This is a genomic window from Caballeronia udeis, from assembly GCF_001544555.2.
GTDB classification, from domain to species: Bacteria; Pseudomonadota; Gammaproteobacteria; order Burkholderiales; family Burkholderiaceae; genus Caballeronia; species Caballeronia udeis.
Map to the genome: position 1 here is coordinate 49,957 of NZ_FCOK02000026.1, position 25,925 is coordinate 75,881.

Below are 25,925 nucleotides of genomic sequence, written 5' to 3' on the forward strand. Positions count from 1 at the left end.
CATGTCAGGTTTGTCACAAAACTACTAATCTTTGGCCGTCGATCCTCAAATAATAAAGCGCCAGAAATCTCGAAAAAATCTTCTGATAAAACCATTGGCGTCTTGACCCTTACTCGGCCCTTTCGCTATATACAAAAGGTTGAAACTGTCATATTTGTTCGCTTCGCCTGTGCAGGTGAGTCATTCAAATACACATGCGCCTATAAAGACGGACGCCGCCAGTTGCCTTTGCTTTCGAACGCCTTTCGAATTAATTGGCGTCACATGCCTTGGCTATGTCGGATGGTCAGATTTAAAACCCCATAGTCTGCCGGTATGATACGAGTGCTTCGGTGTGCTGGATGCGCAAAATGCGGGTGGGTTTTCCCGTGTTTACCGAGTCTTACCTAGTTTTACCGGGTGTTACCCGGTTTTGCCGATGAAGCGACGTCGTCACCGCAGCAGTCCGCGGATGCCGGGCATGCTGTCGATCAGGTGGTACCCAACATGATGAAAATGTTTTTGCGACTCTTTGCGATCGGCTTCGGCGCCTTGCTGGCAGCCGCGCCCGCGCACGCCGACTGTTTCGACGAAGCCGCCAAGTATCAAAAGGTCAATCCGCTGATCCTGCGAGCGATCGCGTGGCAAGAGTCGCACAACCAGCCGGACGCAATGAACAAGAACGCGAACGGTTCGATCGACTATGGCCTGATGCAGATCAATTCCGTCCACCTGACGCAGCTCGCACAGTACGGCATCTCGACCACCACGCTGATGCAGCCGTGCAAGTCGGTGTATATCGCCGCTTGGCATCTGCGTCAGAAGATGAACAAGTATGGCAACACGTGGCAGGCGGTCGGTGCGTACCACTCCGAAACACCGTCGCTGCGGGATCAGTACTCAAGACAGATCATCAATATCCTGGGCAAGTGGAAGTTGCTGACAGCATCGCGCTGAGTCAGGTTCGCTTCACTTCACTTCACCTCGTTTCGTTCGGCATCTGCTGTTTTTCATCGCATGGCGCGGCGTTCCAGCTGCGTTTGATGCACAATTCCGCGTTCCAGCTCGCCGCTATTCCAGGCGGGTCTTCTTGAAAGCGCCACCGCTTTCAGCGGCCGCTCGCGCGACCACGCGCCCTCTTTCGATGCCAAACGCGATGAATCAGCCCCTGCCCGTTACCGTGCTTGCCGGTTTGCCAGGCGTAGGCAAGACCACGCTGCTCGACCATTTGCTCGCACATCATGATCATGCCGGCACGTCCATCGCGGTTGTTCGCGGCCGGATCGACGACCTTTCGGGTGAAATCAACCGGGCCGCCGCTGAAGCCCGCTTCGACGCGATCGTGGTGGAAGCGTCCGGTACCGAGGATCCGCAGGTTATCGCCGAAAACCTGGTTTTCGATAACGACATCGCGCACCTCGACACGATCGTGACCGTCGTCGATGCGGACAGCTTTTCGCGCGATTACGCGTCGACGGATGCGCTGAGCGAGCGCGGGTTGGCGGACGACGACCACGACGATCGCACGGTCGTCGAAGTGCTGATCGCGCAGATCGAATTCTGCGATGTGATCGTGATCAACAAGACGGATCTCGTCGATACCGCCGCGCTCGCCAAACTCCGGCGCATCCTGCACGCGCTCAATCCGCGCGCCGAGCTGATCGACGCCCGTCAAGGCGCGGTGGCCGCGAGCGAGTTGGTGAACACGGACCGCTTCGACTTCGATGCAACCTCGAGCGCGCCCGGCTGGCTGACGATGCTGAACGCCGATCCGGATTCGGCGCCGGTGGCCGACGGCGTGGATGTCGGCGGATTTGTTTATCGAGCGCGCCGGCCGTTTCATCCCGAGCGGCTATGGGCGCTGGTGCATCAGGAATGGCCGGGTGTATTGCGTTGCAAGGGCTTTTTCTGGCTCGCAACGCGAACCGATATTGGCGGCTCGCTATCGCAAGCGGGAGGCGCGCTGCGGCATGGTCCCGCGGGAATGTGGTGGGCGGCGCAGGAACGCAGCGAATGGCCGACCGGCGATGCCGAACTGGAAGCCGAGATTGCCGCGGACTGGTTCGGGGATGCGGACGATATGACTATCGGCGACCGGCGGCAGGAACTGGCGATGATCGGAACCGGCCTGGACGAACCGCATTGGCGCGCGGCTTTCGACGCTTGTCTCGTCACCGACGAGGAATGGTCGCAAGCGTCGAACGGATTGCTAGCCGATCCGTTTCCGTCGTGGGAGATGGACGAAGATGAGCACGACCATGACCACGATCATCACGACCACGACCACGGCGATGATTGCGATTGCGGCGCCCACGGGCAAGGGCACGAGCACTAGCTTGTCTCCGCCGCCCGGTGAACAACTCTCGCGATCGAAAAAAAACCCGCCAGAGGCGGGTTATATACTGACAATCGGCTACAACTTACCGCTTGTTCACTGCGTCCTTAAATGCCTTGCCAGCCGTGAACTTGACGGTCTTGGCGGCCGGAATCTTAATGGATTCGCCGGTCTTCGGGTTACGGCCGGTGCGCGCTGCGCGCTTGCCCGAACCAAAGCTTCCGAAGCCAATCAACTGCACGGCGTCACCCTTCGAGACGGCCTTCTTGACCACTTCGAGCAACGTGTCCAGCGTTTCGCCGGTTTGAGCCTTGCTGGCGCCGGTCTGAGCGGCCACGGCGTCGATCAGTTCCTGTTTATTCATTAAGGTTCCTTTATCAGTTTAGGTTGACACGAACAGCGCGAACGCGCCGATTATACGTGCGCGGGCCTTGCAGTCGAGTACTGGCGCGGGTCCAGCCCCCTGGCCCACTATTCCGGCAAACCCTCACACCCCGGTCACCGGGCCTCCTCCTTACTCGGCGGTTGTTATCATAACGCAGCGCAAACCCAAGCGGGATAAGGGTTTCGAAGATTTACGCGTGATTCGACGCAAGTAGAATCCCTTGTCGACGCCCTTTTCATGCAAGCAATCCTTTCGTACTGTCCGTTTCACCCTCCGTTGGTTTTTGCCAACGGTTGGCGGACAATCCGGCGCATCACGCGCTAAGCCTTGCCCCTATTAGCTTTAGGGGAACGCGGCGCAGCATCGGAAATGCACGGCGAAGGTCATATCATCAGTTTGCTTTCAAACCTTTCGTATGACCCATTCCATTTTTTCCGCAAACGTGCTTGGCAGTCACGCGCGTTGGGCCCGACGGCGAAACTTCACTGTTTTGCAGGTGGAGCTCGACGCTGGGCGATTGTTTATCGAAACATGGGCCGCGTGGCGTGCTGATCCAGAGCGCTGCGAGCGCCTGCACTTTGTCGCGGTCGGCCGGCTGGAGACGATGGACCTCCCCGATGTACTCACTGAGCAGCCCACGCTTTCCCAATTACTGATCAATGCGTGGCCGATGCGAGTTGCCGGGCAGCACCGGCTCGAGTTTGAAAACGGGCGCGTGGTGCTGACGCTGGCTATCGGCGAGCTGGAGAGCATGCTGCAGAAGATCTGGCTGCGCGCCGATGCGTTTTATCTGCGGCTATCGCGTGTCCATGCAAAGCTCGCCTATGTCGCCAAGGCACTGGCGCGTGTCGCCGGGGACCAGGCGACGTTGTGTGCAGAAGCGCATCCCGAGCTTCCCCGCGCCCTGGAAGATGCAGGTTTTATCTGCGATGAAACCCCGGATGCCTCTTATGTGAGCGCCCGCTTCGCTCCAAGCTGGCGTGTACGGCGCCATGAACCGCCGCTTGCGTTGGCAATAGAGGACTCCCAAGTTCAAACGCTGCGCCATGCAATCGTCATAGGGGCTGGCCTTGCCGGCTGTGCGATCACGGAGCGCCTTGCGTCGCGGGGATGGCGAGTCAGCCTGATCGAACGCCACGACGATCTCGCCCGCGATGCGTCCGGTAACCCCGCGGGCGTCTTCCACCCGATCGTCTGGCGTGATGACAGCATTGCTGCCCGCCTGACACGCGCAGGATTTCTCTACGCGCTGCACCGATGGTCAGAACTCGAACGCGCCGGCCACGATCTGGGACGCAGCGACCAGGGCTTGCTGCAAATCGCGGATTCCACCGACGATGCGCGCGCAATCGCATCGGCAATCGAGCGATTCGGCCTGCCGCCGTCCTATGTCGTAGCCGTCGATGAACACGAAGCCTCCCGCCTGGCCGGTCAGCCCGTCGCGCGCGCTGGATGGTTTTTCCCTCACGGCGGCTGGATTTCCCCCGCTGCGATATGTGCGGCGCAATGCGCAGCTGCGGGCGATTTACTGACGGCCCGCTTCGGCACCGAAGTCGCGCGTATCGAACGGGAAAACGGCGCATGGACCGCCTTCGACTCCACCGGCCGCGCCCTCGCCCAAGCCCCCGTCGTGATCCTGGCCAACGCCGGCGATGCGCAACGCATCGCCGGGCTTCACGGACTTCCAACGCGCGGCGTACGCGGCCAGCTCACGCTACTGGACGCGAGTCCCCTGGATGGCCTGCGCGTGCCGATCGTCGGCGATGGCTACGCCGTACCGCTCGGCGCTCATCGGACGCTGACGGGCGCGACTTACGATATTGACGACATCGAAACGAAGATCCAGCTCGCCGGTCATACCGAAAACATCGAACGTGTCGCGATGATGCTGCCCGCCCTGACCGGATTTGAACCTCGATCAGAAACACTGGAAGGCCGCGTGGCTTTCCGGTCGGTGACGAGCGACCGCATGCCGATGATCGGCGCCCTCGCCGACGAAGCCGCCGCACGCGCCAATGCCGCCCGTCTTTCCGGCGCATGGCCGCTCGATTTGCCGCGGGCGCCCGGCTTGTACGGCGCGTTCGCTTTCGGTTCGCGCGGGCTGGTGTGGTCGACGCTCGCCGCCGAACTGATCGCGGCGCAAATCGAAGGGGAACCGTGGCCTGTCGAGCGTGAACTGGCCGAAGCCATCGACCCCGCACGCTTCCTTCTGCGCGCGTTGAGACAAGGTGAATTCACCTGAAAACCCTGGCTGGAAAACTATCCACCGCAGCCTGTGGATAACCCGTCGAATTTGGCGCGAATGACCTGTGTACTCGCTGTGGGCGTAAACGGGACAACTCGATTGCGCCGTGAATCCGGCCGAAGTTGTTCCGGGTTCACCCTCCGGCGCCCACACGTTCACTATCTGCTTATGCGTCCTTCAAGCTTCTGTAAACGTTGATGAAAACAGAGTTATCCACAGAAATCGTGCGGCCTTGTTAACTACTACTACGTATATATAAACAAAACTTGTAAACCTTAAAACCGGCGTCATCGGCAGCGTTCAAAGTGAAAACCCGCGTTATTTCAGACAAAACGACGACGAGATGCAGTGCTCTAAAAGGTAGATTTTTCCGTACCCCAACTCGATGGAAGCCATTGTTACCGCTCGGTTTAAGCGGTCATGGGATTGAAGAAGGGTCGCCGGGAGCTATGGCACAATCGCCGTTCTTTCGTATAGCCGCTTTGCCGGCTTATCGCTTCAAACCGGGCTCCAAGCGAGCGCGTGAATTGAAAAAAACGCTGTATCCCTTGCCGTGACGGCAGCGGACCAACCGGCCAGGCAGCGAACGGCTGTCAATTGGCCAACCGGTCCCAACGGGGCTTGACGGAACCTGAACAATCATCAGGCAACGAACCTTTCCGGCAACCCGCACCGTTGCCGCGCACTACCTGCCTATTCACTGACTGTCCGCACTAGCTGCGAAGGAGAAGTCCTCACGATGAAGTCGGCCTTTTCATTCTTACCGGTCTGGCCGCTCGTACCTGACGCCATTTTTTGGGCCGGCCTTGCGCTGGTCGCTGCGGGTCTCTGCGGTGAACTGCTCTGGCGTGCCTGGCGTCTGCCGCGTATCACCGGCTATGCCGTCATTGGCCTGATCGCGGGCAATGCGGGTTTTGGTGTTATCGATGTCAGTTCGGCGGGGATCTCGCGGCCCTTGCTCGACGTCGCGCTGGGCCTGCTCCTGTTCGAGCTCGGCAGCCGGCTCGACTTGCGCTGGATTCGCCGCAATCCTTATCTGATCTTGTCGAGCATTGCTGAAAGCACGCTTACGTTCGGCTTCGTGCTGATCGCGTTGACGCTGTGCAAAGTGCAGACCATGCCGTCGATCGTGATTGCCGCGATCGCGATGGCAACGTCGCCGGCCATGGTCATTCAACTGCGTACCGAATTGCGTGCCGAAGGCCAGGTCACGCAGCGCCTGCTCACGCTGACCGCGCTCAACAGCATGTACGCGGTGATCGTGGAAAAACTCGCGGCCGGCGTGCTGCATCAGGAGATCTACGGCAACACGCTCGCGACTATCGTTCAGCCGCTTTATCTGCTGCTCGGTTCGCTCGTCCTGGCGCTGGCCCTCGCGCTGGCCTGCAATCTGCTGTACCGGCGGCTGAATACCAACGACGAGCATTCGTTCGTCGCGTTGTTCGGGCTCGTGCTGCTCGCCATCGCAATTGCGCATGTGTTCAAGCTGTCGACCATTCTTGCCTTGCTGGCGGCCGGCATCATTGTGAAGAATTCGAACGAGCGGCCGCAGCTATGGCCAACGCATTTCGGCACGGCGGGCTGGTTGCTGACGGTGATTTTGTTCGCGCTGACATTGACGTCGTTCGAATGGCACGATATCGCGCTGGGCGGCGTGGCCGCGCTGGCGCTGATCGTGGCGCGTTTCGTCGGCAAACTGGCCGGCGTGATGATCTTCGCCAAACCGAGCGGCCTCAACTGGAAACAGGGTGCGGCTCTCGGGGTGGCGTTGACGCCAATGTCGGCGCTTGCCTACTTGCTCGTTGACGATATGTACGTGCTGTACCCCGATTACGACCCGACGCTGCGTGCAATCGTGATGTGCTCGATCGTCGTGCTGCAGATTGTCACGCCGTTCCTCGTGTATCGCAGTTTGTCGGCGATCGGTGAACGGCGCGAGTAGCGTCGCATCCTGTTTTTTTTTATCGTTTTTAGCGGGTTGCCGGGCGTTTCATCGAACCTGTCACTGAGCGCTTGAGCGCACTACCCGGCGCGTCATATCTATAGGCGTCGTGCCGTGCCGGCAAGGTGCCGGCACGCGACCCAGGCTTTGTCAATCAAGAGGCACCATGTCACTCGAACCTTTCATCAACTCGGAGCCGTTCACCTTCGGCGTCGAACTCGAGATCCAGGTCGTCAATACGCACGACTACGACCTGACCAAGGCCGCCTCCGATCTCATGCGGCTCGTCAAGGACGAAAAGATCCCTGGCAACATCACGCCGGAGATCACCGAAAGCATGATCGAGCTGTCCACCGGCATCTGTACGACGCACGAACAGGCCGTAACGGACCTCCGTGCCATCCGCGACACCCTGGTGTCAGCTGCTGACCACCTCAATGTCGGGCTGTGTGGCGGTGGCACGCACGCCTTCCAGCAGTGGAGCGACCGCCAGATCTTCGATACACCGCGCTTTCAGTACCTTTCCGAACTCTACGGTTACCTTGCCAAGCAGTTCACGGTGTTCGGCCAGCACGTGCACATTGGCTGCCCGGACCCGGACAGCGCGTTGTTCCTGCTGCATTCCATGTCGCGTTTCATTCCGCACTTCATCGCGCTGTCGGCGTCGTCGCCGTACGTGCAGGGCGTGGACACCGGCTTTCATTCCGCCCGCCTCAATTCTGTCTTTGCATTTCCGCTGTCCGGCCGGGCGCCGTTCACCCTCACGTGGGACAGCTTCGAGGAATATTTCTCGAAGATGGTCAGCACCGGCGTGGTGAACAGCATGAAAGACTTCTACTGGGACATCCGGCCGAAGCCGGGTTTCGGCACGATCGAAGTACGGGTGATGGACACGCCGCTGTCGGTCGATCGCGCAGCGGCCATTGCCTGCTACATCCAGACGCTTGCACGTTACCTGCTGCTCGACAAACCCCTGACGTTGAAAGAGGACGACTACCTCGTCTATACGTTCAACCGTTTCGAAGCTTGCCGCTTCGGCCTGGAAGGCAGTTGCATCGATCCTCAAACGGGTGAGCGCCGCACGATTGCAGAAGACATCCTGGCGACGCTTGACGTGATCGCGCCTCATGCCGACGCGCTAGGGTCGAACGAAGCGCTGCGCCAGGTCGGCGATATCGCGCGCAGCAACATGAACGACGCGACCTGGCTACGAGGTGTTTTCGATCGCGAGCGTTCGCTGAATGAAGCCGTGCGCCAGCAGTGCCTGCAGTGGCGTGAGTGACGGATCTGCCTTGGCGCCAGCGGTTTGACCGCCTGCGGAAAAAAAAGAAACCCGCTTACCGGCGGGTTTTTTTGTCATTTTCTTTCAGGCTGTTGCCGATAACCCGCCTCCAAGGTTTACTGTCAAGAGTTCGTATACATACGTAATAGTAGTTAACAAGCATCGCGCAATTCTGTGGACAACCGATAAAATCTCCACAAACTCAACAGTTTGGAGTGCGCATAACCCTGGGACGAAGCCTTGCATCGGGAGGGGCAACGTGGGATAAGAAGGTGGCGGTTTTGTACGCCCGGGGGTTATCAAGAATCGGCGCACAGCCAATAATGTGGTTATCTACGGCCTTATCCACACTGTTTTGTGAATAACTAAGGTGTACGTTTGGTTCCAGTCGCTTAGAATGTCGGTTTTGCCGGTAGGGAGATGCAAAGCCGGTGAAACAAATCAAGCGCTGGAAGGTCTAGAACAGGCGCCACGGAGAAACATAGAAGTCCTGATCCGGACGACGAACTAGCTGCATCGGTTTGATCGCCCGAATTTTGAGACGGTAGTTGATACGAAAGGATTCGCCGGCCGGATACGTCGGTGATTAAGCCTGCAGCGGCTTGGGTAAAACGGGCGGGGTCTGACGTTTGCCGGTTTCAAGCCGTTGCCGAACCATCAGATAAGCATCAAGAAAGACGAAGCGAACGACTATGAGCGAAGGCGTATACGGAGAGCAGGCCACAGGGCGGGTGACCCACGGCTTGCTGCGGTTGAGCACGGCGATGCGTAGCCAGGCATGGGAATGGGCTGAGGGTGCGGGCTTGACGCCGACCCAGGGTGAAATTCTCGTGTTGCTGATGCAGCGGCGCGGTCCAATGCGGCTTGGCGAGATCGCACGGGAAACGGCGTTGACTGCCGCTACCACCAGCGATGCCGTCAGCACGCTGGAAGGCAAGGGTCTGGTCGAAAAGCGCCGCGCGCTGGACGACGGGCGCGCGCTGGCCGTGCGTCTGACGGCACGCGGAAAAACGGCGGCCAAGAAGGCGCTGGTATGGCCGGAGTTCTTGTCGAAGGCAGTCGGCACGTTGAAAGCCGATGAGCAGTCGCAGTTGTACCGCAGCCTGCTGAAGACCATTCGACAGCTCGAAGCGGTGCAGCAGATTCCGCCGCATCGCATGTGCCTGAGCTGCGCGCACCTGGAAGCGAGCAAGAACCCGAAGAAGACGCCGCATCACTGCACGTTGCTGAACATGGACATGGCCGATACCGACCTGCGTCTCGATTGTTCGGTATACGAAGAAGGCGATCTTTCCAAGCAGAAGAAGAACTGGAAGATTTTCGCGCAGGTCGCGTAAGCGTCACTGTGTGAATCGCCGCTTTCGCCGTCCGTGCTTCGCGCGTTGAGCGCGAAGCACGCGGTGTCGGTTAGACTATTCGAGCCGCGCGCCCGTTGGCGGCGCGCTGGCTGCTCGACCGTGCCTTTCCTTTGTGTGCGCCGCCTGATGCCGCGCGCTGATCTCAGCTTGCCGGCTCTTCTGGATAACCGCCGATGAAACGTGAAGTCCTGGCGATACGCCACGTCTATTTCGAAGATCTCGGCAGCCTGGAACGGGTGCTGGGCGATCGTGGCCAGCTGGTGCGTTATCTCGACGTGGGCCGCGCCCGCATCGACGCTCCCAATCCGCTCGATATTTCATTGATGGTCGTGCTCGGCGGCCCGATCGGCGCTTATGACGACCCGCTGTTTCCCCACCTGAACCCGTTGCTCGCCATGCTTGAAAAGCGCATTGCGGCGGGCTTGCCAACTATCGGGATTTGCCTGGGCGCGCAGTTGATTGCCCGCGCGCTGGGTGCGAGGGTGTATCCCGCGGCACAGAAGGAACTCGGCTGGAAAGCGCTGACGCTGACCGAAGCGGGCAAGGCCTCCGCCTTGCGGCATTTCGAAGCGGATGGCGAGCCGACACCGGTGCTCCATTGGCATGGCGATACCTTCGATCTTCCCGATGGCGCCACGCGGCTGGCATCCACGGACCTGTGTGAAAATCAGGCTTTCAGCTGGGGCGATCACGTCCTGGGCCTGCAATGCCATCCTGAAGTCCTGGTCGACCGGTTTGAAAGCTGGCTGGTGGCGTATCCGGGCGAAGTCGCGGAAAGCGGGACGACCGTGCCGGCCTTACGGGCTGACACCGCCAAATATGGCCCCGCGCTCGAACACGCTGCGGGCAAGATGTTTGGCGAATGGCTGGACCGGTTCGAGCCTGTCAAATAGAGTTCTGCAGAACGTACTGAAGGTAACGCGCCATGAATCCTGTGATTGACGCCGTGCTTACCGGAGAAGTCGCACCGCTCGGCACCCACGGCAAATACAGCGCGATTCACAAAGTGCCGGTGCCGGCCCGCGTTCGCGTAGGTGAAACCGGGCTGGAGGGCGACCACCAGTTCGAGCGCAAGCATCATGGCGGCCCTGAGAAAGCGCTGCATCACTACAGCCGCGACCACTACGCCACCTGGCAAGGTGAATGGCCGGTATCGTCTGCTGGTTTGAGTCGCTTCGATACCCCCGGCGCATTCGGTGAAAACATTTCGACGCACGGTTTGAATGAAGCGGATGTATGCGTGGGCGATGTGTTTCGCCTTGGCACCGTGATCGTGCAGGTATCGCAACCGCGCCAACCGTGCTGGAAACTCAACCTCCATTTTTCCCGCGATGACATGTCGCGACGCGTGCAGGACACGCGTCGTACGGGCTGGTACTACCGCGTGCTGGAACCCGGTGAAACAGGGGCGGGCGACGTCATTGAACGGCTCGCGCGGCCGCATCCCGAATGGAGTATCGAACGCTTGCTGAGAGTGTTTTACGTTGATCGCGATGACCAGGCAGCGCTTGAACAAATGGCCGGGCTCGCGGCGCTGACGCCATCGTGGCGAAGCACGGCGGCAAAGCGGCTCGATACCGGCAAGGTCGAGTCCTGGGCCATGAGATTGAATACGCCTGGGGACGAGGCGAAGTAGACGGCGAGGGCGGCAGCGTGACGGGTCAAGGGGCCCGGTCCGCGCTCAGCAGGGAAAAAACCGAAGTGCTATTCTGAAACGCCTTTTTTCCTTCCTCCGGAAACTCCCCCATGAGCGCTCTGTTTTCGCCCTTCACGCTGCGAGGCGTGACGCTTCCGAACCGCATCGTGGTGTCTCCGATGTGTCAGTACTCAGCCGAACGTGGCGAGGCCACTGCATGGCACATGATCCACCTCGGAAACCTCGCGCTCTCGGGTGCCGGCATGCTCTGCCTCGAAGCAACCTCGGTCGAGCCCGATGGCCGCATCACGCCCGGCGACCTCGGCCTCTGGGACGACGTGACCGAAGCCGCGCTCAAACCGGTCATCGCGGCAATTCGAAAGCATTCGCACATCGCCATTACGATGCAGATCAGCCACGCGGGGCGTAAAGCGTCGAGCGCGGTGCCTTGGGAAGGCGGTCAGTTGATCCCCGTGTCGGAAGGCGGCTGGATGCCTTCCGCGCCATCGGCGATTGCGCATAAAGAAGGTGAAACACCGCCGCTCGCACTCGATGCAGCCGGTCTGATCCGCATACGCGAAGCCTTCGTGGCGACGGCGAAACGCGCGGCGCGCCTGGGGCTGGATGCGCTTGAAGTGCACGCAGCCCACGGTTATCTGCTGCATCAGTTTCTCTCACCGCTTGCCAACCAGCGCACCGATGAATACGGCGGTTTGCTCGAAAACCGCATGCGTTTTCCGCTCGAAGTCTTCGACGCCGTGCGCGCCGCTTTTCCCGCCGACAAACCTGTTGGCCTGCGCGTGTCGGCATCGGACTGGGTGGAGGGCGGCTGGGATCTCGAGCAGACCATCGTGTTCGTGAAGGAGCTGCAAAAACACAAGGTGGACTGGATCGATGTGTCGTCGGGTGGCGTATCGCCGTTGCAGAAAATTCCGCTGTCGCCGGGTTATCAACTGCCGTTCGCAAAAGCCATCAAGGAAGCAACGGGCGTGAACACCATGGGCGTGGGCCTGATCACCGACCCGCAGCATGCCGAAGAGATCATTGAGTCGGGCGAGGCGGATCTGGTCGCGCTGGCACGCGCGCTGCTCTACAATCCGCGCTGGCCGTGGCACGCGGCCGCCCAACTGGGTGCGACCGTGGAGGCGCCGCCGCAATACTGGCGCTCGCAGCCGCGCGACCAAAAAGCGTTGTTCGGCGATATCTCGTTCGGCCAACGCTGAAACAGGCGGTATGAATTTATGGAGCGGTTGAACTCGTGCGCGCCTAACGTGTACGATGCCGTTGTTCGCCTGTGTGGTCTCACCGTAGTCTCGGTTCCGCATGGGCATCGAATGACAGTAAATTGCAGTACATGAAGCAGATGATGCACACCATGCGATGAGAAAGACAGCAACGCGGCGGCGCCTCGCATTCAGGCCGCCGCGTTTTTTTAATGCACGTTTCGGTTTGTCACCGTTCGCGTGAAACCGGGATGGGGCGAAGTTGAAGCGTCTGCCAAGCCAAACCGATTCGTTTTAAAGGATTCATTCGATGAGTTCACGGAGGGTCGCTGTCCGCCGTTCGGGCATACACGGCAAGGGCGTGTTCGCCGCGATGCCGCTCGCCAAGGGCGAACGGATTATCGAGTACAAGGGCGAACGCATTTCGTGGAAAGAGGCGTTGCGCCGTCATCCGCACAACCCGGACGAGCCGAACCATACGTTCTATTTCGCGCTCGAAAATGGCAAAGTGATCGACGGCAAGGTCGACGGCAACAGCGCACGCTACATCAACCATTCGTGCGCGCCGAATTGCGAAGCGGAAGAGAAGGAAGGGCGCGTGTTCATCCACGCGCTGCGCGCGATCAAGGAAGATGAAGAGCTGTACTACGACTACGGTCTCGTCATCGACGGTCGCGTCACGAAGAAGCTGAAGAAGGAATACGAATGCCGCTGCGGCGCCAAAAAGTGCCGCGGCACCATGCTGGCGTTGAAGAAGAAAAAGTAGGGCTTTCGTACCGGGTAAAAAAAACGCCACGGCAGGTTTCCTCCGTGGCGTTTTTCTATTTTCTATGCCGTTTTCAAAGGCATTTGCACGATGAAACGCGCGCCGCCTTCGGGCGCTGGAGCGTCCTCGTAATGCACGCTGCCGCTGTGCAGGACCATGATGTCGTGGACGATCGCAAGGCCCAGCCCGGCCCCGCCTTCCACGCCGTGGCCGTCGCCGCGAAAGAAGCGCTTGAACAGATCCGGTTGCTGTTCCAGCGGCACGCCCGGACCATTGTCTTCCACTACGATTTCGGCCATCTTGCAGCCTTTTTCATCGAAGGTTTGCGTCACCGTGACGGTCACGCGTGCACCTTCGGCCCGCGACGTGGGTACGTACTTCAACGCGTTATCGATGAGATTGGCGATCACCTCGCGCACCAGCACGAGATTGCCGCGGACTATCATCGGATGTTCGTTGTCGGGGTCGTCCAGACGCTGGAAGCCCAGGTCGACATGCGCGGCCAGTGCACGCGGCACCCATTCCGCGCCGGTTTCAAACGCGAGCGCGGCGTAATCGAAGTCAGTGAAACGTGCGGCCTGTTCACCCGGCTCGGCGCGCGCGAGCGAGAGCAATTGATTCGACAATCGCACTGCACGATCCGCCGATGCCCGCAGCTCCCTGACGGCGTCCAGCACCTTCGCGGGGTCCCTGGCGGTCGCTGCCTGCTCGGCATGCAGTTTCACGGCGGTGAGTGGCGTGCGAAGCTGGTGGGCGGCGTCGGCGATAAATTTGCGCTGGCCGTCCAGCGCCGTTTTCAGGCGCTCGAGCAGCGCGTTCATTGCGCTGGTCAGCGGACGAATTTCGACGGGGACAAACGATTCGTCGACCGGCTCCAGCGACATGTGGGTCTGCCGGTTGAGGGTATCGGCAAGATCGGTCAACGGGTTGAGCTGCTGGTTCACCACGCGCCACACGATTACCCAGCCCGCCAGCAGCAAGAGCAGCAGCGGCATCATGATGGCGACCATGAACTCGACCGCTATCCGGTACCGCGAGCCTACGCGCTGCGCGACCTCCACGACGATAGGATTGCCGTGCGTCTGGTCGACGCGCACCTGCGCCGCACGCACGCTCACGCCTTGGTAGTACGTCTCGAAGATGTAGGCGTAGTGAATCCGGCGCACGTTCGTACCGGTCAGCGGCAGATCGGGTTCGCCGGCGATCTCGCTATCGCCGTCGCTGATCCGGTAGATCAGTTGCTCGACGGGGTCCGAGAACATGGCGCGGGCGAGCGGCGGCACCGTCACCGGCGCGTCGACGCCCGCCAGCTGGATTTGCTTGGAGATAGCCGTGGCGAGATCCGCCAGCGAGCGGTCGACGACGTGCTGCGTGTATTGCCACGCCAGCCAATACGCCATCAGTCCGCTCATCAGCGCAAGCAGGGACAGCGGCGCGGCAAGGCGGCGCAGCAGCGAGCGCCGCAGGCTGGGCGGCACGCTGGCAGACATGGTTGTCGAGCGTGCCAGATGCAGCCAGTCGGCGCGGTCGAAACGTTCGTCGGGCGTGCGCCGGGGAGGGAATCGCAAGGTGCTGGGTAATCGCTCGTCAGGCTTGTTATGCCGTCGGCAAACCGCTTACGCGGCCTGCCGGATTTCCTGCAGCAAGTAGCCGAAACCTCGCACCGTCACGATTTCCACGCGGCAGTTTTCCAGTTTCTTGCGAACCCGATGCACATAGACTTCGATCGCGGTGTCGCCCAGATCGCCGCCGAAGTGCGTCAGGTGATCCTGCAACTGGGCTTTGCTGACCACACGGCCGTGGCGCAGCAGCAGCATTTCGAGCACGGCGAATTCACGCGGCGACAATTCGAGCGGCTTTTCGTCGTTGAAAATGCGGCGATCGACGCCCGACAGGCGCAAGCCGCCCAGCGACACTTCCGGACGCGGTACATCGCCATGCGGGCCGCTGCGGCGCATCACGGCACGAATGCGCGCTTCGAGTTCGGCGGGTTCGAACGGCTTGAGCATGTAGTCGTCCGCGCCGCTGTTCAGGCCCTGGACGCGGTCATGCAGCTCGTCGCGTGCGGTCAGGATAATCACGGGCGTATGGCGATTGCCCTGACGGAAACGCGACAACAGCGTCATGCCGTCGATACCCGGCAGGCCGAGATCGAGAATCACCAGCTCATGGCGATTTTGCGTGAGCGCCTGCTCCGCGAAAATGCCGTCGTGGACCATATCGACGGTGAAGCCGGCTTGTTCAAGGCTACTTTGGATGCCGCGCGCGATGGGGCGGTCGTCTTCGATTAGAAGGATTCGCATGGAAGTCGCTCTTATACGATGGGTTGGGCTCGATTGTGCGGCGCGGTCGCCAGCCGGAATTGCCTACCTTTCTTTACCGCGGCGCCGTCCGAGTCATATCAGCAATCCTTTTACGCCAAACGCTGCACCGCGCCTCGCTGTGCAGCGATTCTCCTGTGGCCGGACACGCCGAAATTCCCCGATCCCGGACGCCACCCCGTGATTGGTTTCCAGCACGTCCGCTCGGCCCCTGTGGCGACGAAACCGGTCGCTGAAGGGATGAACGGACAGTCCAAACCGTATGCGCTGCTGATTGTACAGTGTCGGTCTGTGCCGCCAATGGACTGGAGCCGTCAGAGCGCCCGAAGCATGGTGAAAGCTTACGCCTGCTTTAGATATTTGCTTTCTCGTTGAAAGATTTTGTTGCCATAAGCTTTCAAACACTATCATTTTTGCTTTCGAACAAGCGAGTCCAGGCCACATGCGGGGAGCTTATTGCGGTTTTTGAATGTCATAGTTTGTAATACGGCTGTTACGCCTTTGTCGCGGTAGTCAGGTTGGTAAACGGATTTCAGGCCGCCGGCGTGATGGAGTCGATGAATGTCGCGAGCTTTATATCGCGCTCCGTGAGGCCCTTCGCCGCGTGGGTGGAGAGCGCGATGTCCACTTTGTTGTACGCATTCGACCAGTCTGGATGGTGATCCATTTCCTGCGCTTTTATTGCCACGCGCGTCATGAAACCGAACGCCTCGTTGAAATCGGCGAACTTGAAACTTCGCTGAATTGCGCTTTCATCGGCGCTGAGTTGCCATTGCGTCAGCTGGCCGAGAAGTTCGGGGAGTTCGTCAGGTGCGAATTTCTTGATCATGGGGACCTCCTTGGCTTAAGCGATGGGGCGCCGCGCGGTTGAACGGCGCATGCGGCCGGGGAGCCACGCGGTAAGCTTGCGTCTTTCGGCACTTCACGCAGGATATCCACATGGTCGACCTCGATCACTTCGATCTCGCGCTGCTCGACGTTCTTCAGCGTTTCGGCCGCGCGACACATCAACAACTCGGCGAGGAAGTGCCGCTGTCGCCGTCGCAAATCGGGCGCCGCTTGCAACGCCTGGAGGCAACCGGTGTGATCGATGGGTATCGCGTGGTGCTGCGTCCCGAAAAGCTCGGGCTCGGCGTGACCGCTTTTACGAGCCTCAAGCTGAAGCATCACGGCGATACCGTTATAGACCAGTTCCAGCAGCAGATCGAAGCGCTGCCCGAAGTGCTCGAATGCCATGCGACGGTTGGCGACGCCGATTACTTGTTGCGCATTGTCGCGCCGGATTTGAACGCGCTGTCTACGTTTGTCATGAAAAAGCTGATGCGCGTTCCCGGCGTAGACAGTGTGCGCTCCAATATCGTGCTGACCACATTCAAGCGCAACGGACCGCTGCCGCTGGGACATCTCGCGGCCAATCCGCCGGATTCACCGGCTTCGCGGGGTTAAGCCAGCGGGGTTAAGCCGGCTCGCTCAGCAAGTCGACATACGCAACCGGCACGAGATCGCTTGCCGCCACGCCGAGCTTCGCGAACAATTCCTCCGCTTCCTTTTCGCCGCCGGCTTCGTCGTCATCCGGTGCCAGCAGCACTTCCAGTTCGATGAAATCGCCCAGTCCGTCCACGCGGTCCAGATGAATCCGCGTGCGCCCGACGATATACACGTGCCGCTCCTTGTTCACTATGCCGCGCGTATTCAGCGCCTGGGCGAGCAGCGCGTGCATGGCTTCGGGGTTGGTGACCGGGCTGCGCGAGTAGTACGAGACCTTCGGGCCGTCGCGGTCATCGCGTTGATAGAAAATCAGTTCGGCCGGCGTGTTGTCATCGAATTGACGTAGTTTCAGGCGGCCGTTCGGCACATCGTAGAAAAAATCTTGCTGGCGGTAGATCATCGGCGGTTCGCTGGCAAGCGCTGCTGCGCGTGCCAGAAGCTGGTCGAACTGATGTGCGCGAGCCTTGATTTCGATATTGCGTGCCATGTTGGGGTGTCCTGTTCACGTGGGCGCCAGATGCGCGACCCTCAGACTAACAAAATTTGATGACCGGGAGATTCCCCGGTTTCGTCAGGTCGCAGCCCTTCTTCGACTAGGTCGCCCATTGGTCTTCAATCAGACGTAACGCCGCCGCGATGCCAGGCTCTTCGCGGCGCTCCGCCAGCACGATGAACGAAAGCTGCGTAGGCACGGTGACGCCTTCCACGATGGTCAGCGCATGCGCGTGCGCTTCGGCGAGCGCAATGGAATCGCGCACGAGCGTCAGGCCCACGCCCGACTTGACCAGATCGAGCATGGACGGCTCCTGGTCCACTTCCGCCACTTTGACCGGCTGGACCCCGTGGGCGTCGAAGATCCGGGTGAGCAAGCGGTTGTGCGCCGACTCCGGCGGCGTCCAGATCCAGGGCAGCCGGGCAAGCGCCACCCAGCCATTCTCTCCGCCATCCGGGCGGTCGGGCCGGTTCACGCGCTCCTTCCAGCCCGCCGGCGCCAGCACGCGGTACAGATATGGCTTCAACTGCACAACGTGAAATCGGTCCGGATCGCGGGGTTCGTCGATTGCCGGATCGCCGATATAAAACCCCACATCGAGATCGCGCGCCTTGATGCGCTCGAGCACCCAGCCCGACATGCCGTGCCGCAGCGCGGTTTCAATGCGCGGATACGTCTCCACGAGTGCTCGCAGGAAGCCGCCGAGCCGGAGGAATTCGGGATCGAGGATCGTCCCGATGGTCAGGCGTCCGCTGACCTCGTGGCGAAGCGCGGCGGCCACGCGCCGGACCTCGCTCGCGGCCGTCAGTGCGCGCTCGGCGTGCGGCAGGAGGGTTTCACCGTCACGCGTGAGGATCAAGCCGTGCGACGTCCGCGAAAACAGCGCCACGCCGAGCGTCTCCTGCAAGTTCTTGATCTGGAGGCTGACGGCGGGCTGCGACACATGCAACAGCACCGCCGCGCGCGTGAGATTGCCTTCGCGGGCGACAGTGACAAAAGCGCGGAGTAGAGTCAGATCCATGCCTGATATTAGCCCAGCTTATAAAGCTGTTGAAGATATCTGATTGGATTGCTGCACTGCGTCCGCAGTAGCTTATGTCGAATATGGCATTAGAGCGGATCGCGCGAGCGGCGGTTTTCGGCGCTTCCAATCGGCCGGCGGTGAAGGTGAAGGGGTTGGCAGGAGACACAGATGAAACAGGACGCGCGCAAGCTTGAGGGTGAATTCGATTACATCATTGTTGGTGCCGGAACGGCGGGGTGCGTGCTTGCGAACCGGCTGACCGAAGACGCCGATGTGAGTGTGCTGCTGCTGGAAGCAGGCGGCAGGGATAACTACCACTGGATTCACGTGCCGGTCGGATACCTCTATTGCATTGGCAATCCACGCACGGACTGGCTATATAAAACGCAGCCCGAACCGGGACTCGATGGGCGTTCGTTATCTTATCCGCGGGGTCGCGTGCTGGGCGGTTGCTCATCGATAAACGGCATGATCTACATGCGTGGCCAGCGCGAGGACTACGACGATTGGGCGCGCATTACCGGGGACCGCGACTGGTCATGGGATTCGGTGCTGCCGGTGTTCAAGCGCAGCGAGGACCATCACGGCGGTCCGAATGAATGGCATGGCACCGGGGGCGAATGGCGGGTGGAGAAACAGCGGCTGAAGTGGAAGGTGCTGGAAACGTTCGCGCAGGCGGCTCAGGAGAGCGGTCTTCCCGCTACCGACGACTTCAATCGTGGCGACAACACCGGCGTTGGTTATTTCGATGTGAACCAGCGCAGCGGGATTCGATGGAATGCATCGAAGGCATTCTTGCGGCCCGCGATGAAGCGGCCCAACCTCACGATCATCACGGGTGCTCATACGCAGCGGCTGGTGATGGAAGGCAAGCGTTGCGTGGGTGTGGAGTATCGGGGTGGCGATACGGACTACCTGGCCAAGTCGCGGTGCGAGGTGATCCTGAGTGCGGGCGCGGTGAACTCGCCGCAATTGCTGGAGTTGTCCGGCATTGGCAATGGGGCGCGGCTGCAGAGGCTGGGTATTGACGTGGTGCAGAACTTGCGGGGTGTTGGCGAGAATTTGCAGGATCATCTACAGCTTAGGATGGCTTACAAAGTTCACGGCGTACAGACGTTGAACACGCTGTCGGCGCATTGGTGGGGTAAGGCGTGGATTGGCTTGCAGTACATGTTGATGCGAGGCGGGCCGATGTCCATGGCGCCCTCGCAATTGGGAGCGTTCGCGAAGTCCGATCCGGATGACTCGACCATTATGCGGCCCGACGTGGAGTATCACGTGCAGCCGTTGTCGCTTGACCGGTTCGGGGAGCCGTTGCACTCGTTCAATGCGTTCACGGCTTCGGTATGTCCGTTGCGGCCGACGTCGCGCGGGAGCGTACATATTGCGTCACCGGATGCGCGGGATGCGCCTTTGATCGCACCGAATTATTTGTCGACCGAACGTGATCGTGAGGTGGCGGTCAATGCTTTGCGTTTGACGCGGCGGATTGTAAGTGCGCCGGCGTTGGCGAAGTATTCGCCGGAGGAGATCTTGCCGGGGCCGGCGTTCCAGACGGACGCAGAGCTTGCTGTTGCTGCGGGCAAGGTCGGGACGACTATTTTTCATCCGGTGGGGACATGCAGGATGGGGACGGATAATGATCCGGCTGCGGTTGTTGATGGGCGTTTGCGTGTGATTGGTGTGAGCGGCTTGCGGGTGGTCGATGCTTCGGTGATGCCGACTATCACCTCCGGCAATACGAATTCCCCAACGTTGATGATTGCTGAACGGGCAAGCGAGATGATTCGCGCCGACCGGCCGTTTTTGTTTTCGCTTGCGCCGGTGAGTGGACTCTCTGGTTAATTTCCTGCTCCAGCCGCCAACCGCAACATGATCGACCCCGCATAAACCCGACCCTAAATCCGTTCACCGGTGCGACCGAAATTCGACGTCCACCGGTTCGAACGAAAACCAAGCTTAAAACTAAGTGCAAATCCCGATGATTGCGCTGCATCATTGGCGCGACAATAACGCGTTCGCGCTTGTGGCGCCGCAGGTCTGCATCACCATTGTGCAGCACGCAAGAAGTGCAACAGCGGTGCAACAAAACTGCAACAGCAACATCGCAATCACCCAACACAAACACCGCCAGCAAAACCACGGGCATGCGCCAAAAGCGCGCCGAGCTGAAGCTGAAACAAAGGCTCAAACAAAGCACGGAAGGGGACATGATTCTCGGCGATACGATTCTGGAAACCCGCGGCCTGACAAAAGAGTTCAAGGGCTTCACCGCCGTCAACGGCGTGAACCTGCGCGTGCGTCGCGGCTCCATCCACGCATTGATCGGCCCTAACGGCGCGGGCAAAACAACCTGCTTCAACCTGCTCACCAAGTTCCTGGAACCCACCGCAGGACAAATCGTCTTCAACGGCATCGACATCACCGGCGAACGCCCCGCGCAAATCGCCCGTCGCGGTGTCATCCGCTCATTCCAGATTTCTGCTGTATTCCCACATCTGACAGTGATGCAGAACGTACGCATCGGCTTGCAACGCTCGCTTGGGACATCGTTCAAATTCTGGAAAAGCGAACGTGTCCTGGACGAACTCAATGACCGCGCCATGGACCTGCTCACCCAGGTCGGCCTTACCGATTTCGCCGATACCACCACCGTCGAACTTTCCTACGGCCGCAAGCGCGCGCTCGAAATAGCAACCACGCTTTCGATGGAACCCGAACTCATGCTTCTCGATGAACCCACGCAAGGCATGGGTCACGAAGACGTTGACCGCGTGACGGCGCTGATCAAGAAAGTATCGGCGGGACGCACGATCCTGATGGTCGAACACAACATGAACGTGATCGCAGGCATCTCCGACACCATCACCGTCCTGCAACGCGGTGAAGTGCTGGCCGAAGGCAGTTATGCAGAGGTATCGAAGAACGCACTGGTGATGGAAGCCTACATGGGCAGCGCCGACGCGACCCTCGCCGGAGCGCATGCATGAGCACGATCGTTGCGGAACGCCGCGCGGAACAATTGCGTGAAGCATCGACTCGGGAGCCGGCGCTCGAGCTGCTCGGTGCGCAAGCCTGGTACGGTGAATCGCACATCCTGCATGGCGTGGACCTGACCGTGCACAGAGGCGAAGTGGTCACGCTGCTCGGGCGCAACGGCGCAGGCCGCACAACAACGCTGCGTGCCATCATGGGCCTCACCGGCCGTCGCACGGGATCAATTCGTATTGGCGGACACGAAACCGTCGGCATGTCGACGCATAAGATCGCGCACTACGGCGTGGGATATTGCCCCGAAGAACGCGGCATCTTTTCAAGCCTCTCGTGCGAGGAGAACCTGCTCCTGCCGCCGCTCGTGGGTAACGCGAAAGACGCCATGTCGATCGATGAAATCTATTCGATGTTCCCCAATCTCAAGGAACGGCGCAGCAGTCAGGGTACGCGTCTGTCGGGCGGCGAACAGCAGATGCTGGCCGTCGCGCGCATCCTGCGGACCGGCGCGAATCTGCTGCTCCTCGATGAAATATCGGAAGGACTTGCGCCTGTCATCGTCCAGACGCTCGCGCGAATGATCCTGATGCTGAAGGCGCGCGGTTACACGATCGTGATGGTCGAACAGAATTTCCGTTTTGCCGCACCGCTCGCCGATCGCTTCTATGTCATGGAGCACGGGAAGATCGTCGAGCATTTCAACTCCGGTGAACTCGACACGAAAATGCCGGTACTGCACGAGCTGCTCGGGGTTTAGGACGTTGAACGTGCGTTCAAAGCAAGTTCAACACATCAGCATGCGGCCCACCGCAAGAACAACAACTCAACGGAGACTGTAATGAAGAAGAAGACCCTCGCGCGCCTGTCGGGACTCTGCTTGGCGATTGCCGCGGCCACAGCCTCGCTGATCGCAGGCAACGTCCAGGCCGCCCCCGGCGACACGGTGAAGATCGGCTATATCACGGACCTGTCCGGCCTGTATGCGGACATCGATGGGCCGGGTGGCCTCGAAGCTATCCGCATGGCAATCGCGGATTTCGGCGGCAAGGTGAACGGCAAGCCGATCGAACTCGTCTACGCGGATCACCAGAACAAAGCGGACATTGCGGCATCGCGGGCGCGTGAATGGATTGACCGCGACGGTGTGAACGTGATTATCGGCGGAACGAATTCGGCAACGGCGCTTTCAACGAATCAGGTCGCCGGCGAAAAGCATATCCCGTACATCAACATTGGCGCGGGCGCGGACAACCTGACCAACGAGCAGTGCACGCCATACACGGTTCACTATGCGTACGACACCATGGCGCTCGCCAAGGGCACAGGCTCGGCGGTGACGAAGCAGGGCGGCAAGACGTGGTTCTTCCTGACGGCCGACTATGCGTTCGGCAAGGCGCTGGAAAAGAATACATCGGACGTGGTGAAGGCGAACGGCGGCCAGGTGCTCGGCGCGGTGCGCCATCCGTTGTCGGCCTCTGACTTCTCGTCTTTCCTGTTGCAGGCGCAAGCATCGAAGGCGCAGGTGCTGGGTCTGGCGAATGCTGGCGGCGACACGATCAACTCGATCAAGGCCGCAAAGGAATTCGGTATCACCAAGACGATGAAGGTCGCCGCGCTGCTGATCTTCTTGTCGGATATCCACAGTCTTGGCCTCGAAACTGCGCAAGGCCTGGTCGCAACCGACAGCTGGTACTGGAACAAGGACGCAACGACACGTGCCTGGGCACAGCGCTACTTCGCCAAGATGAAGAAGATGCCGACGAGTCTTCACGCAGCCGATTACTCTGCGGTCACCACGTACCTGAAGGCGGTGCAAGCGGCCGGCACGACGGATAGCGACAAGGTGATGGACCAGTTGCACAAGATCAAGATCAACGACTTCTACACGCAGAACGGCTACATCCGCGCGGACGGAAGCATGATCCACGACATGTACCTGATGCAAGTGAAGACGCCGGCGGAATCGAAGGAACCTTGGGACTACTACAAGATCACGGCGACCATCCCGGGCGACCAGGCTTTTGACACCAAGGCGGAAACGCGCTGCGCGTTGTGGAAGTAAGCGGCCGGGTTTTAGCGGCACTGCGGATTCAGGTGTGACGCGTAGGGCGCTGAAGCTTATGCGCCGCTCGTGATCCGCATGATCGATCGACGCATGACGGCCTGCTCATCTTGAGTCAGGGCGGCATGCGTCGAAACTACTCTGACGGCAGATTCAATGGAAATTTTCGGCATTCCGCTCGCGGCGATGATGAGCCAGTTGCTACTCGGGCTGGTGAACGGATCGTTCTACGCCATCCTGAGCCTTGGCCTCGCGGTGATTTTCGGCCTGCTCAACGTGATCAACTTCGCCCACGGCGCGTTGTTCATGCTGGGCGCGATGCTCACATGGATGGGTTTTTCGTATTTCAATGTGCCGTACTGGGCGATGCTCGTGCTCGCGCCGCTGATGGTGGGCGTGTTCGGCATCGTGATCGAACGGACGATGTTGCGCTGGCTCTATAAGCTCGATCATCTGTACGGCTTGCTGCTCACGTTCGGCCTGACGCTGGTGATTGAAGGCGTATTCCGGTCTATCTACGGTTCATCCGGCCAGCCCTACGATGTGCCCGAACTGCTGTCCGGCGCGACGAATCTCGGCTTCATGTACCTGCCGAACTATCGCGCGTGGGTGGTGCTGGCGTCGCTGGTCGTGTGTTTCGCGACGTGGTTCGTGATCGAAAAAACGCGGCTGGGCGCCTATCTTCGCGCAGGCACCGAGAACCCGAAGATGGTCGAGGCGTTCGGTATCAACGTACCGTTGATGGTCACGCTCACCTACGGTTTCGGCGTGGCGCTCGCGGCGTTCGCCGGCGTGCTTGCCGCGCCCGTGATCCAGGTGTCGCCGCTGATGGGACAGTCGATGATCATCACCGTGTTCGCGGTGGTCGTTATCGGCGGAATGGGGTCGATCATGGGATCGATCCTGACCGGTCTCGGGCTTGGCGTGATTGAAGGCCTGACGCGCGTGTTTTATCCGGAAGCCTCTGCGACCGTCGTTTTCGTGATCATGGCGCTGGTGCTGCTCGTGCGCCCGGCGGGACTTTTCGGCAAGGAAAAATGATGGTTAGGAAAGTGCTTTACGGCGTGTTGCTTGCCGGCCTGATCGCGGCGCCGTTCCTCGGCGTGTACCCGGTCTTCATGATGAAAGTGCTGTGTTTCGCGCTGCTGGCGGCAGCCTTCAATTTGTTGATCGGCTACACGGGTCTGCTTTCTTTCGGCCACGCGATGTTCCTCGCCAGCGCGGGCTATTCCGCCGGTTACGCCATCCAGACGCTCGGTTTTACGCCGGAACTCGGCGTGATCGCGGGCACGGCCGTGGCGACGCTGCTTGGCCTGGTTGTGGGCTTGTTCGCGATTCGACGCCAGGGCATCTACTTCGCGATGGTCACGCTGGCGCTCGCCCAGATGGTCTATTTCGTATTCCTGCAGGCGCCGTTCACGCATGGCGAAGATGGTATGCAAGGTGTGCCGCGCGGCAAGCTGTTCGGCGCAATCAGCCTCAGTTCCGACCTGACGCTCTACTACGTCGTGCTGCTGGTCATGGTGCTGGCGTTTGGATTTATTGTGCGTGTCGTGCATTCGCCCTTCGGGCAAGTGCTGATCGCGATCAAGGAGAACGAGCCGCGCGCCATTTCGCTGGGTTACGACACGTCGCGTTTCAAGTTGCTGGCGTTCGTGTTGTCGGCGGGACTGGCGGGACTGGCGGGTGCGCTTCAAACGCTGGTGCTGGGATTCGAAACGCTTGGCGACGCGTACTGGACCATGTCCGGTCTGGTCGTGCTGATGACCCTGGTGGGTGGCATGAGCACCATGTTTGGGCCCCTGCTCGGTGCGTTCATCATTGTGGCGCTGGAAAATCGTCTCGGCGATATTGGCACTGCACTGTCTTCGCTCACCGGTATTGATTGGTTCAACTCGCTGGGGGAGTCGGTGACGATCGTGACGGGACTGATCTTTATTGCGTGCGTGCTGCTGTTCAGGCGCGGGATTGTGGGGGAAATCGTCGCACGGGTGAAGCCGTTGCGCGGCTAGAACCACGAAACCGGGACCCACACAATTTAGTTGGCGATCCGAATCATATGCAGCCACGAACCATGATTTTCCGCAGTTAACCGCGGTATTTAAGATGGCACGGAGAAACCGGCGCCCAATAAAGGTGCTAACGTGCACCACTAGGGTAAATGCTAGGTTGTCGGTATTGGTTGCACAATCTAATATCCGTTTCAGTTCTGTTGCACCCGAATTTTGAGGTGGAGAACGAGGAGACAACGAGGCATCAAGTGCCCGACCGAAAGCGCTGTTGGATGATTCCAACAGCGCTTTTTATTTGTACTCCGCATTCACACGCATTCGCGAATTCTCACGTCCAGATCAATTTATTTTGCCGAAATTAAAGGGCCAGACGCGGTCCTCGA

The 25,925-nt window shown here is 60.0% G+C and carries 23 protein-coding genes; 17 read left to right on the forward strand and 6 right to left on the reverse strand.

Translation table 11 applies throughout. The features are described 5' to 3' along the window. Window positions 1–489: 489 nt before the first annotated feature. Entirely contained in the window at window positions 490–936 is a 447-nt protein-coding gene (locus AWB69_RS19560; RefSeq protein ID WP_156528906.1) for a lytic transglycosylase domain-containing protein, read from the forward strand. Window positions 937–1,135: 199 nt separating this feature from the next. Next, window positions 1,136–2,314 (forward strand): GTP-binding protein, encoded by a 1,179-nt coding sequence (locus tag AWB69_RS19565; protein ID WP_062087805.1) that lies wholly within the window; start codon window positions 1,136–1,138, stop codon window positions 2,312–2,314. Between the two features lie 85 nt (window positions 2,315–2,399). On the opposite strand, the gene AWB69_RS19570 is transcribed toward AWB69_RS19565, so the two are convergent. Then, window positions 2,400–2,678, reverse strand: a complete 279-nt coding sequence (locus AWB69_RS19570; protein ID WP_031364544.1) for an HU family DNA-binding protein — start codon at window positions 2,676–2,678, stop codon at window positions 2,400–2,402. Window positions 2,679–3,114: 436 nt separating this feature from the next. Here AWB69_RS19570 and mnmC point away from each other — a divergent pair, with 436 nt between their 5' ends. The 8 genes from mnmC (at window position 3,115) to AWB69_RS19610 (ending at window position 13,151) form a co-directional block, all read left to right on the forward strand. Beyond that, the gene (gene mnmC, locus AWB69_RS19575; protein WP_062087701.1) at window positions 3,115–4,941 is read left to right on the forward strand and encodes a bifunctional tRNA (5-methylaminomethyl-2-thiouridine)(34)-methyltransferase MnmD/FAD-dependent 5-carboxymethylaminomethyl-2-thiouridine(34) oxidoreductase MnmC; all 1,827 of its coding nucleotides are present in this window, start codon (window positions 3,115–3,117) and stop codon (window positions 4,939–4,941) included. Window positions 4,942–5,683: 742 nt separating this feature from the next. Further along, on the forward strand, window positions 5,684–6,886 hold the full coding sequence (locus AWB69_RS19580; protein WP_062087704.1) for a cation:proton antiporter: 1,203 nt from the start codon (window positions 5,684–5,686) through the stop codon (window positions 6,884–6,886). Between the two features lie 166 nt (window positions 6,887–7,052). Continuing rightward, on the forward strand, window positions 7,053–8,168 hold the full coding sequence (locus tag AWB69_RS19585; protein WP_062087707.1) for a YbdK family carboxylate-amine ligase: 1,116 nt from the start codon (window positions 7,053–7,055) through the stop codon (window positions 8,166–8,168). Between the two features lie 692 nt (window positions 8,169–8,860). After that, window positions 8,861–9,505 carry a MarR family winged helix-turn-helix transcriptional regulator gene (locus tag AWB69_RS19590; protein WP_062087710.1) on the forward strand — a complete coding sequence of 215 codons (645 nt, stop codon included), beginning with the start codon at window positions 8,861–8,863 and terminating at the stop codon, window positions 9,503–9,505. 194 nt (window positions 9,506–9,699) lie between these two features. After that, the gene (locus AWB69_RS19595) at window positions 9,700–10,419 is read left to right on the forward strand and encodes a glutamine amidotransferase (protein WP_062087713.1); all 720 of its coding nucleotides are present in this window, start codon (window positions 9,700–9,702) and stop codon (window positions 10,417–10,419) included. A 32-nt stretch (window positions 10,420–10,451) separates the two neighbouring features. Beyond that, on the forward strand, window positions 10,452–11,162 hold the full coding sequence (locus tag AWB69_RS19600; RefSeq protein ID WP_062087717.1) for an MOSC domain-containing protein: 711 nt from the start codon (window positions 10,452–10,454) through the stop codon (window positions 11,160–11,162). A 110-nt stretch (window positions 11,163–11,272) separates the two neighbouring features. Further along, window positions 11,273–12,385, forward strand: a complete 1,113-nt coding sequence (locus AWB69_RS19605; RefSeq protein WP_062087720.1) for an NADH:flavin oxidoreductase/NADH oxidase — start codon at window positions 11,273–11,275, stop codon at window positions 12,383–12,385. A gap of 310 nt (window positions 12,386–12,695) precedes the next feature. Then, the gene (locus AWB69_RS19610) at window positions 12,696–13,151 is read left to right on the forward strand and encodes an SET domain-containing protein (RefSeq protein WP_062087723.1); all 456 of its coding nucleotides are present in this window, start codon (window positions 12,696–12,698) and stop codon (window positions 13,149–13,151) included. A gap of 62 nt (window positions 13,152–13,213) precedes the next feature. Here the strand turns inward: AWB69_RS19610 and AWB69_RS19615 are convergent, their stop codons facing one another. The 3 genes from AWB69_RS19615 to AWB69_RS19625 form a co-directional block, all read right to left on the reverse strand. Next, entirely contained in the window at window positions 13,214–14,641 is a 1,428-nt protein-coding gene (locus AWB69_RS19615; RefSeq protein ID WP_062087807.1) for a sensor histidine kinase, read from the reverse strand. 126 nt (window positions 14,642–14,767) lie between these two features. Then, the gene (locus AWB69_RS19620) at window positions 14,768–15,454 is read right to left on the reverse strand and encodes a response regulator transcription factor (protein ID WP_047895218.1); all 687 of its coding nucleotides are present in this window, start codon (window positions 15,452–15,454) and stop codon (window positions 14,768–14,770) included. Window positions 15,455–16,004: 550 nt separating this feature from the next. Further along, complete coding sequence (locus AWB69_RS19625) at window positions 16,005–16,301, reverse strand: 4a-hydroxytetrahydrobiopterin dehydratase (protein ID WP_062087735.1); 297 nt, start codon at window positions 16,299–16,301, stop codon at window positions 16,005–16,007. 110 nt (window positions 16,302–16,411) lie between these two features. Here AWB69_RS19625 and AWB69_RS19630 point away from each other — a divergent pair, with 110 nt between their 5' ends. Beyond that, the gene (locus AWB69_RS19630) at window positions 16,412–16,918 is read left to right on the forward strand and encodes an Lrp/AsnC family transcriptional regulator (protein WP_062087737.1); all 507 of its coding nucleotides are present in this window, start codon (window positions 16,412–16,414) and stop codon (window positions 16,916–16,918) included. A gap of 10 nt (window positions 16,919–16,928) precedes the next feature. On the opposite strand, the gene AWB69_RS19635 is transcribed toward AWB69_RS19630, so the two are convergent. Then, the gene (locus tag AWB69_RS19635; protein ID WP_062087739.1) at window positions 16,929–17,447 is read right to left on the reverse strand and encodes a class IV adenylate cyclase; all 519 of its coding nucleotides are present in this window, start codon (window positions 17,445–17,447) and stop codon (window positions 16,929–16,931) included. Between the two features lie 106 nt (window positions 17,448–17,553). Then, window positions 17,554–18,474 (reverse strand): LysR family transcriptional regulator, encoded by a 921-nt coding sequence (locus tag AWB69_RS19640; protein ID WP_062087741.1) that lies wholly within the window; start codon window positions 18,472–18,474, stop codon window positions 17,554–17,556. A 171-nt stretch (window positions 18,475–18,645) separates the two neighbouring features. Between AWB69_RS19640 and AWB69_RS19645 the strand changes: the two genes are divergently transcribed. The 6 genes from AWB69_RS19645 to AWB69_RS19670 all read left to right on the forward strand — a co-directional run bounded on the left by AWB69_RS19645 (window position 18,646) and on the right by AWB69_RS19670 (window position 25,542). Then, window positions 18,646–20,322 carry a GMC family oxidoreductase gene (locus AWB69_RS19645; RefSeq protein ID WP_062087743.1) on the forward strand — a complete coding sequence of 559 codons (1,677 nt, stop codon included), beginning with the start codon at window positions 18,646–18,648 and terminating at the stop codon, window positions 20,320–20,322. A 365-nt stretch (window positions 20,323–20,687) separates the two neighbouring features. Next, entirely contained in the window at window positions 20,688–21,467 is a 780-nt protein-coding gene (locus tag AWB69_RS19650; RefSeq protein ID WP_062087809.1) for an ABC transporter ATP-binding protein, read from the forward strand. After that, complete coding sequence (locus AWB69_RS19655; protein WP_062087745.1) at window positions 21,464–22,225, forward strand: ABC transporter ATP-binding protein; 762 nt, start codon at window positions 21,464–21,466, stop codon at window positions 22,223–22,225. The genes AWB69_RS19650 and AWB69_RS19655 overlap by 4 nt, the downstream gene beginning before the upstream one ends. A gap of 81 nt (window positions 22,226–22,306) precedes the next feature. Continuing rightward, window positions 22,307–23,530: an ABC transporter substrate-binding protein gene (locus AWB69_RS19660; protein WP_062087747.1), complete on the forward strand. Its 1,224-nt coding sequence runs from the start codon at window positions 22,307–22,309 to the stop codon at window positions 23,528–23,530. 156 nt (window positions 23,531–23,686) lie between these two features. Continuing rightward, the gene (locus AWB69_RS19665) at window positions 23,687–24,571 is read left to right on the forward strand and encodes a branched-chain amino acid ABC transporter permease (protein WP_062087748.1); all 885 of its coding nucleotides are present in this window, start codon (window positions 23,687–23,689) and stop codon (window positions 24,569–24,571) included. Next, entirely contained in the window at window positions 24,571–25,542 is a 972-nt protein-coding gene (locus AWB69_RS19670; protein ID WP_062087750.1) for a branched-chain amino acid ABC transporter permease, read from the forward strand. Before AWB69_RS19665 ends, AWB69_RS19670 begins: the two co-directional genes overlap by 1 nt. The last annotated feature ends 383 nt before the right edge of the window (window positions 25,543–25,925 follow it).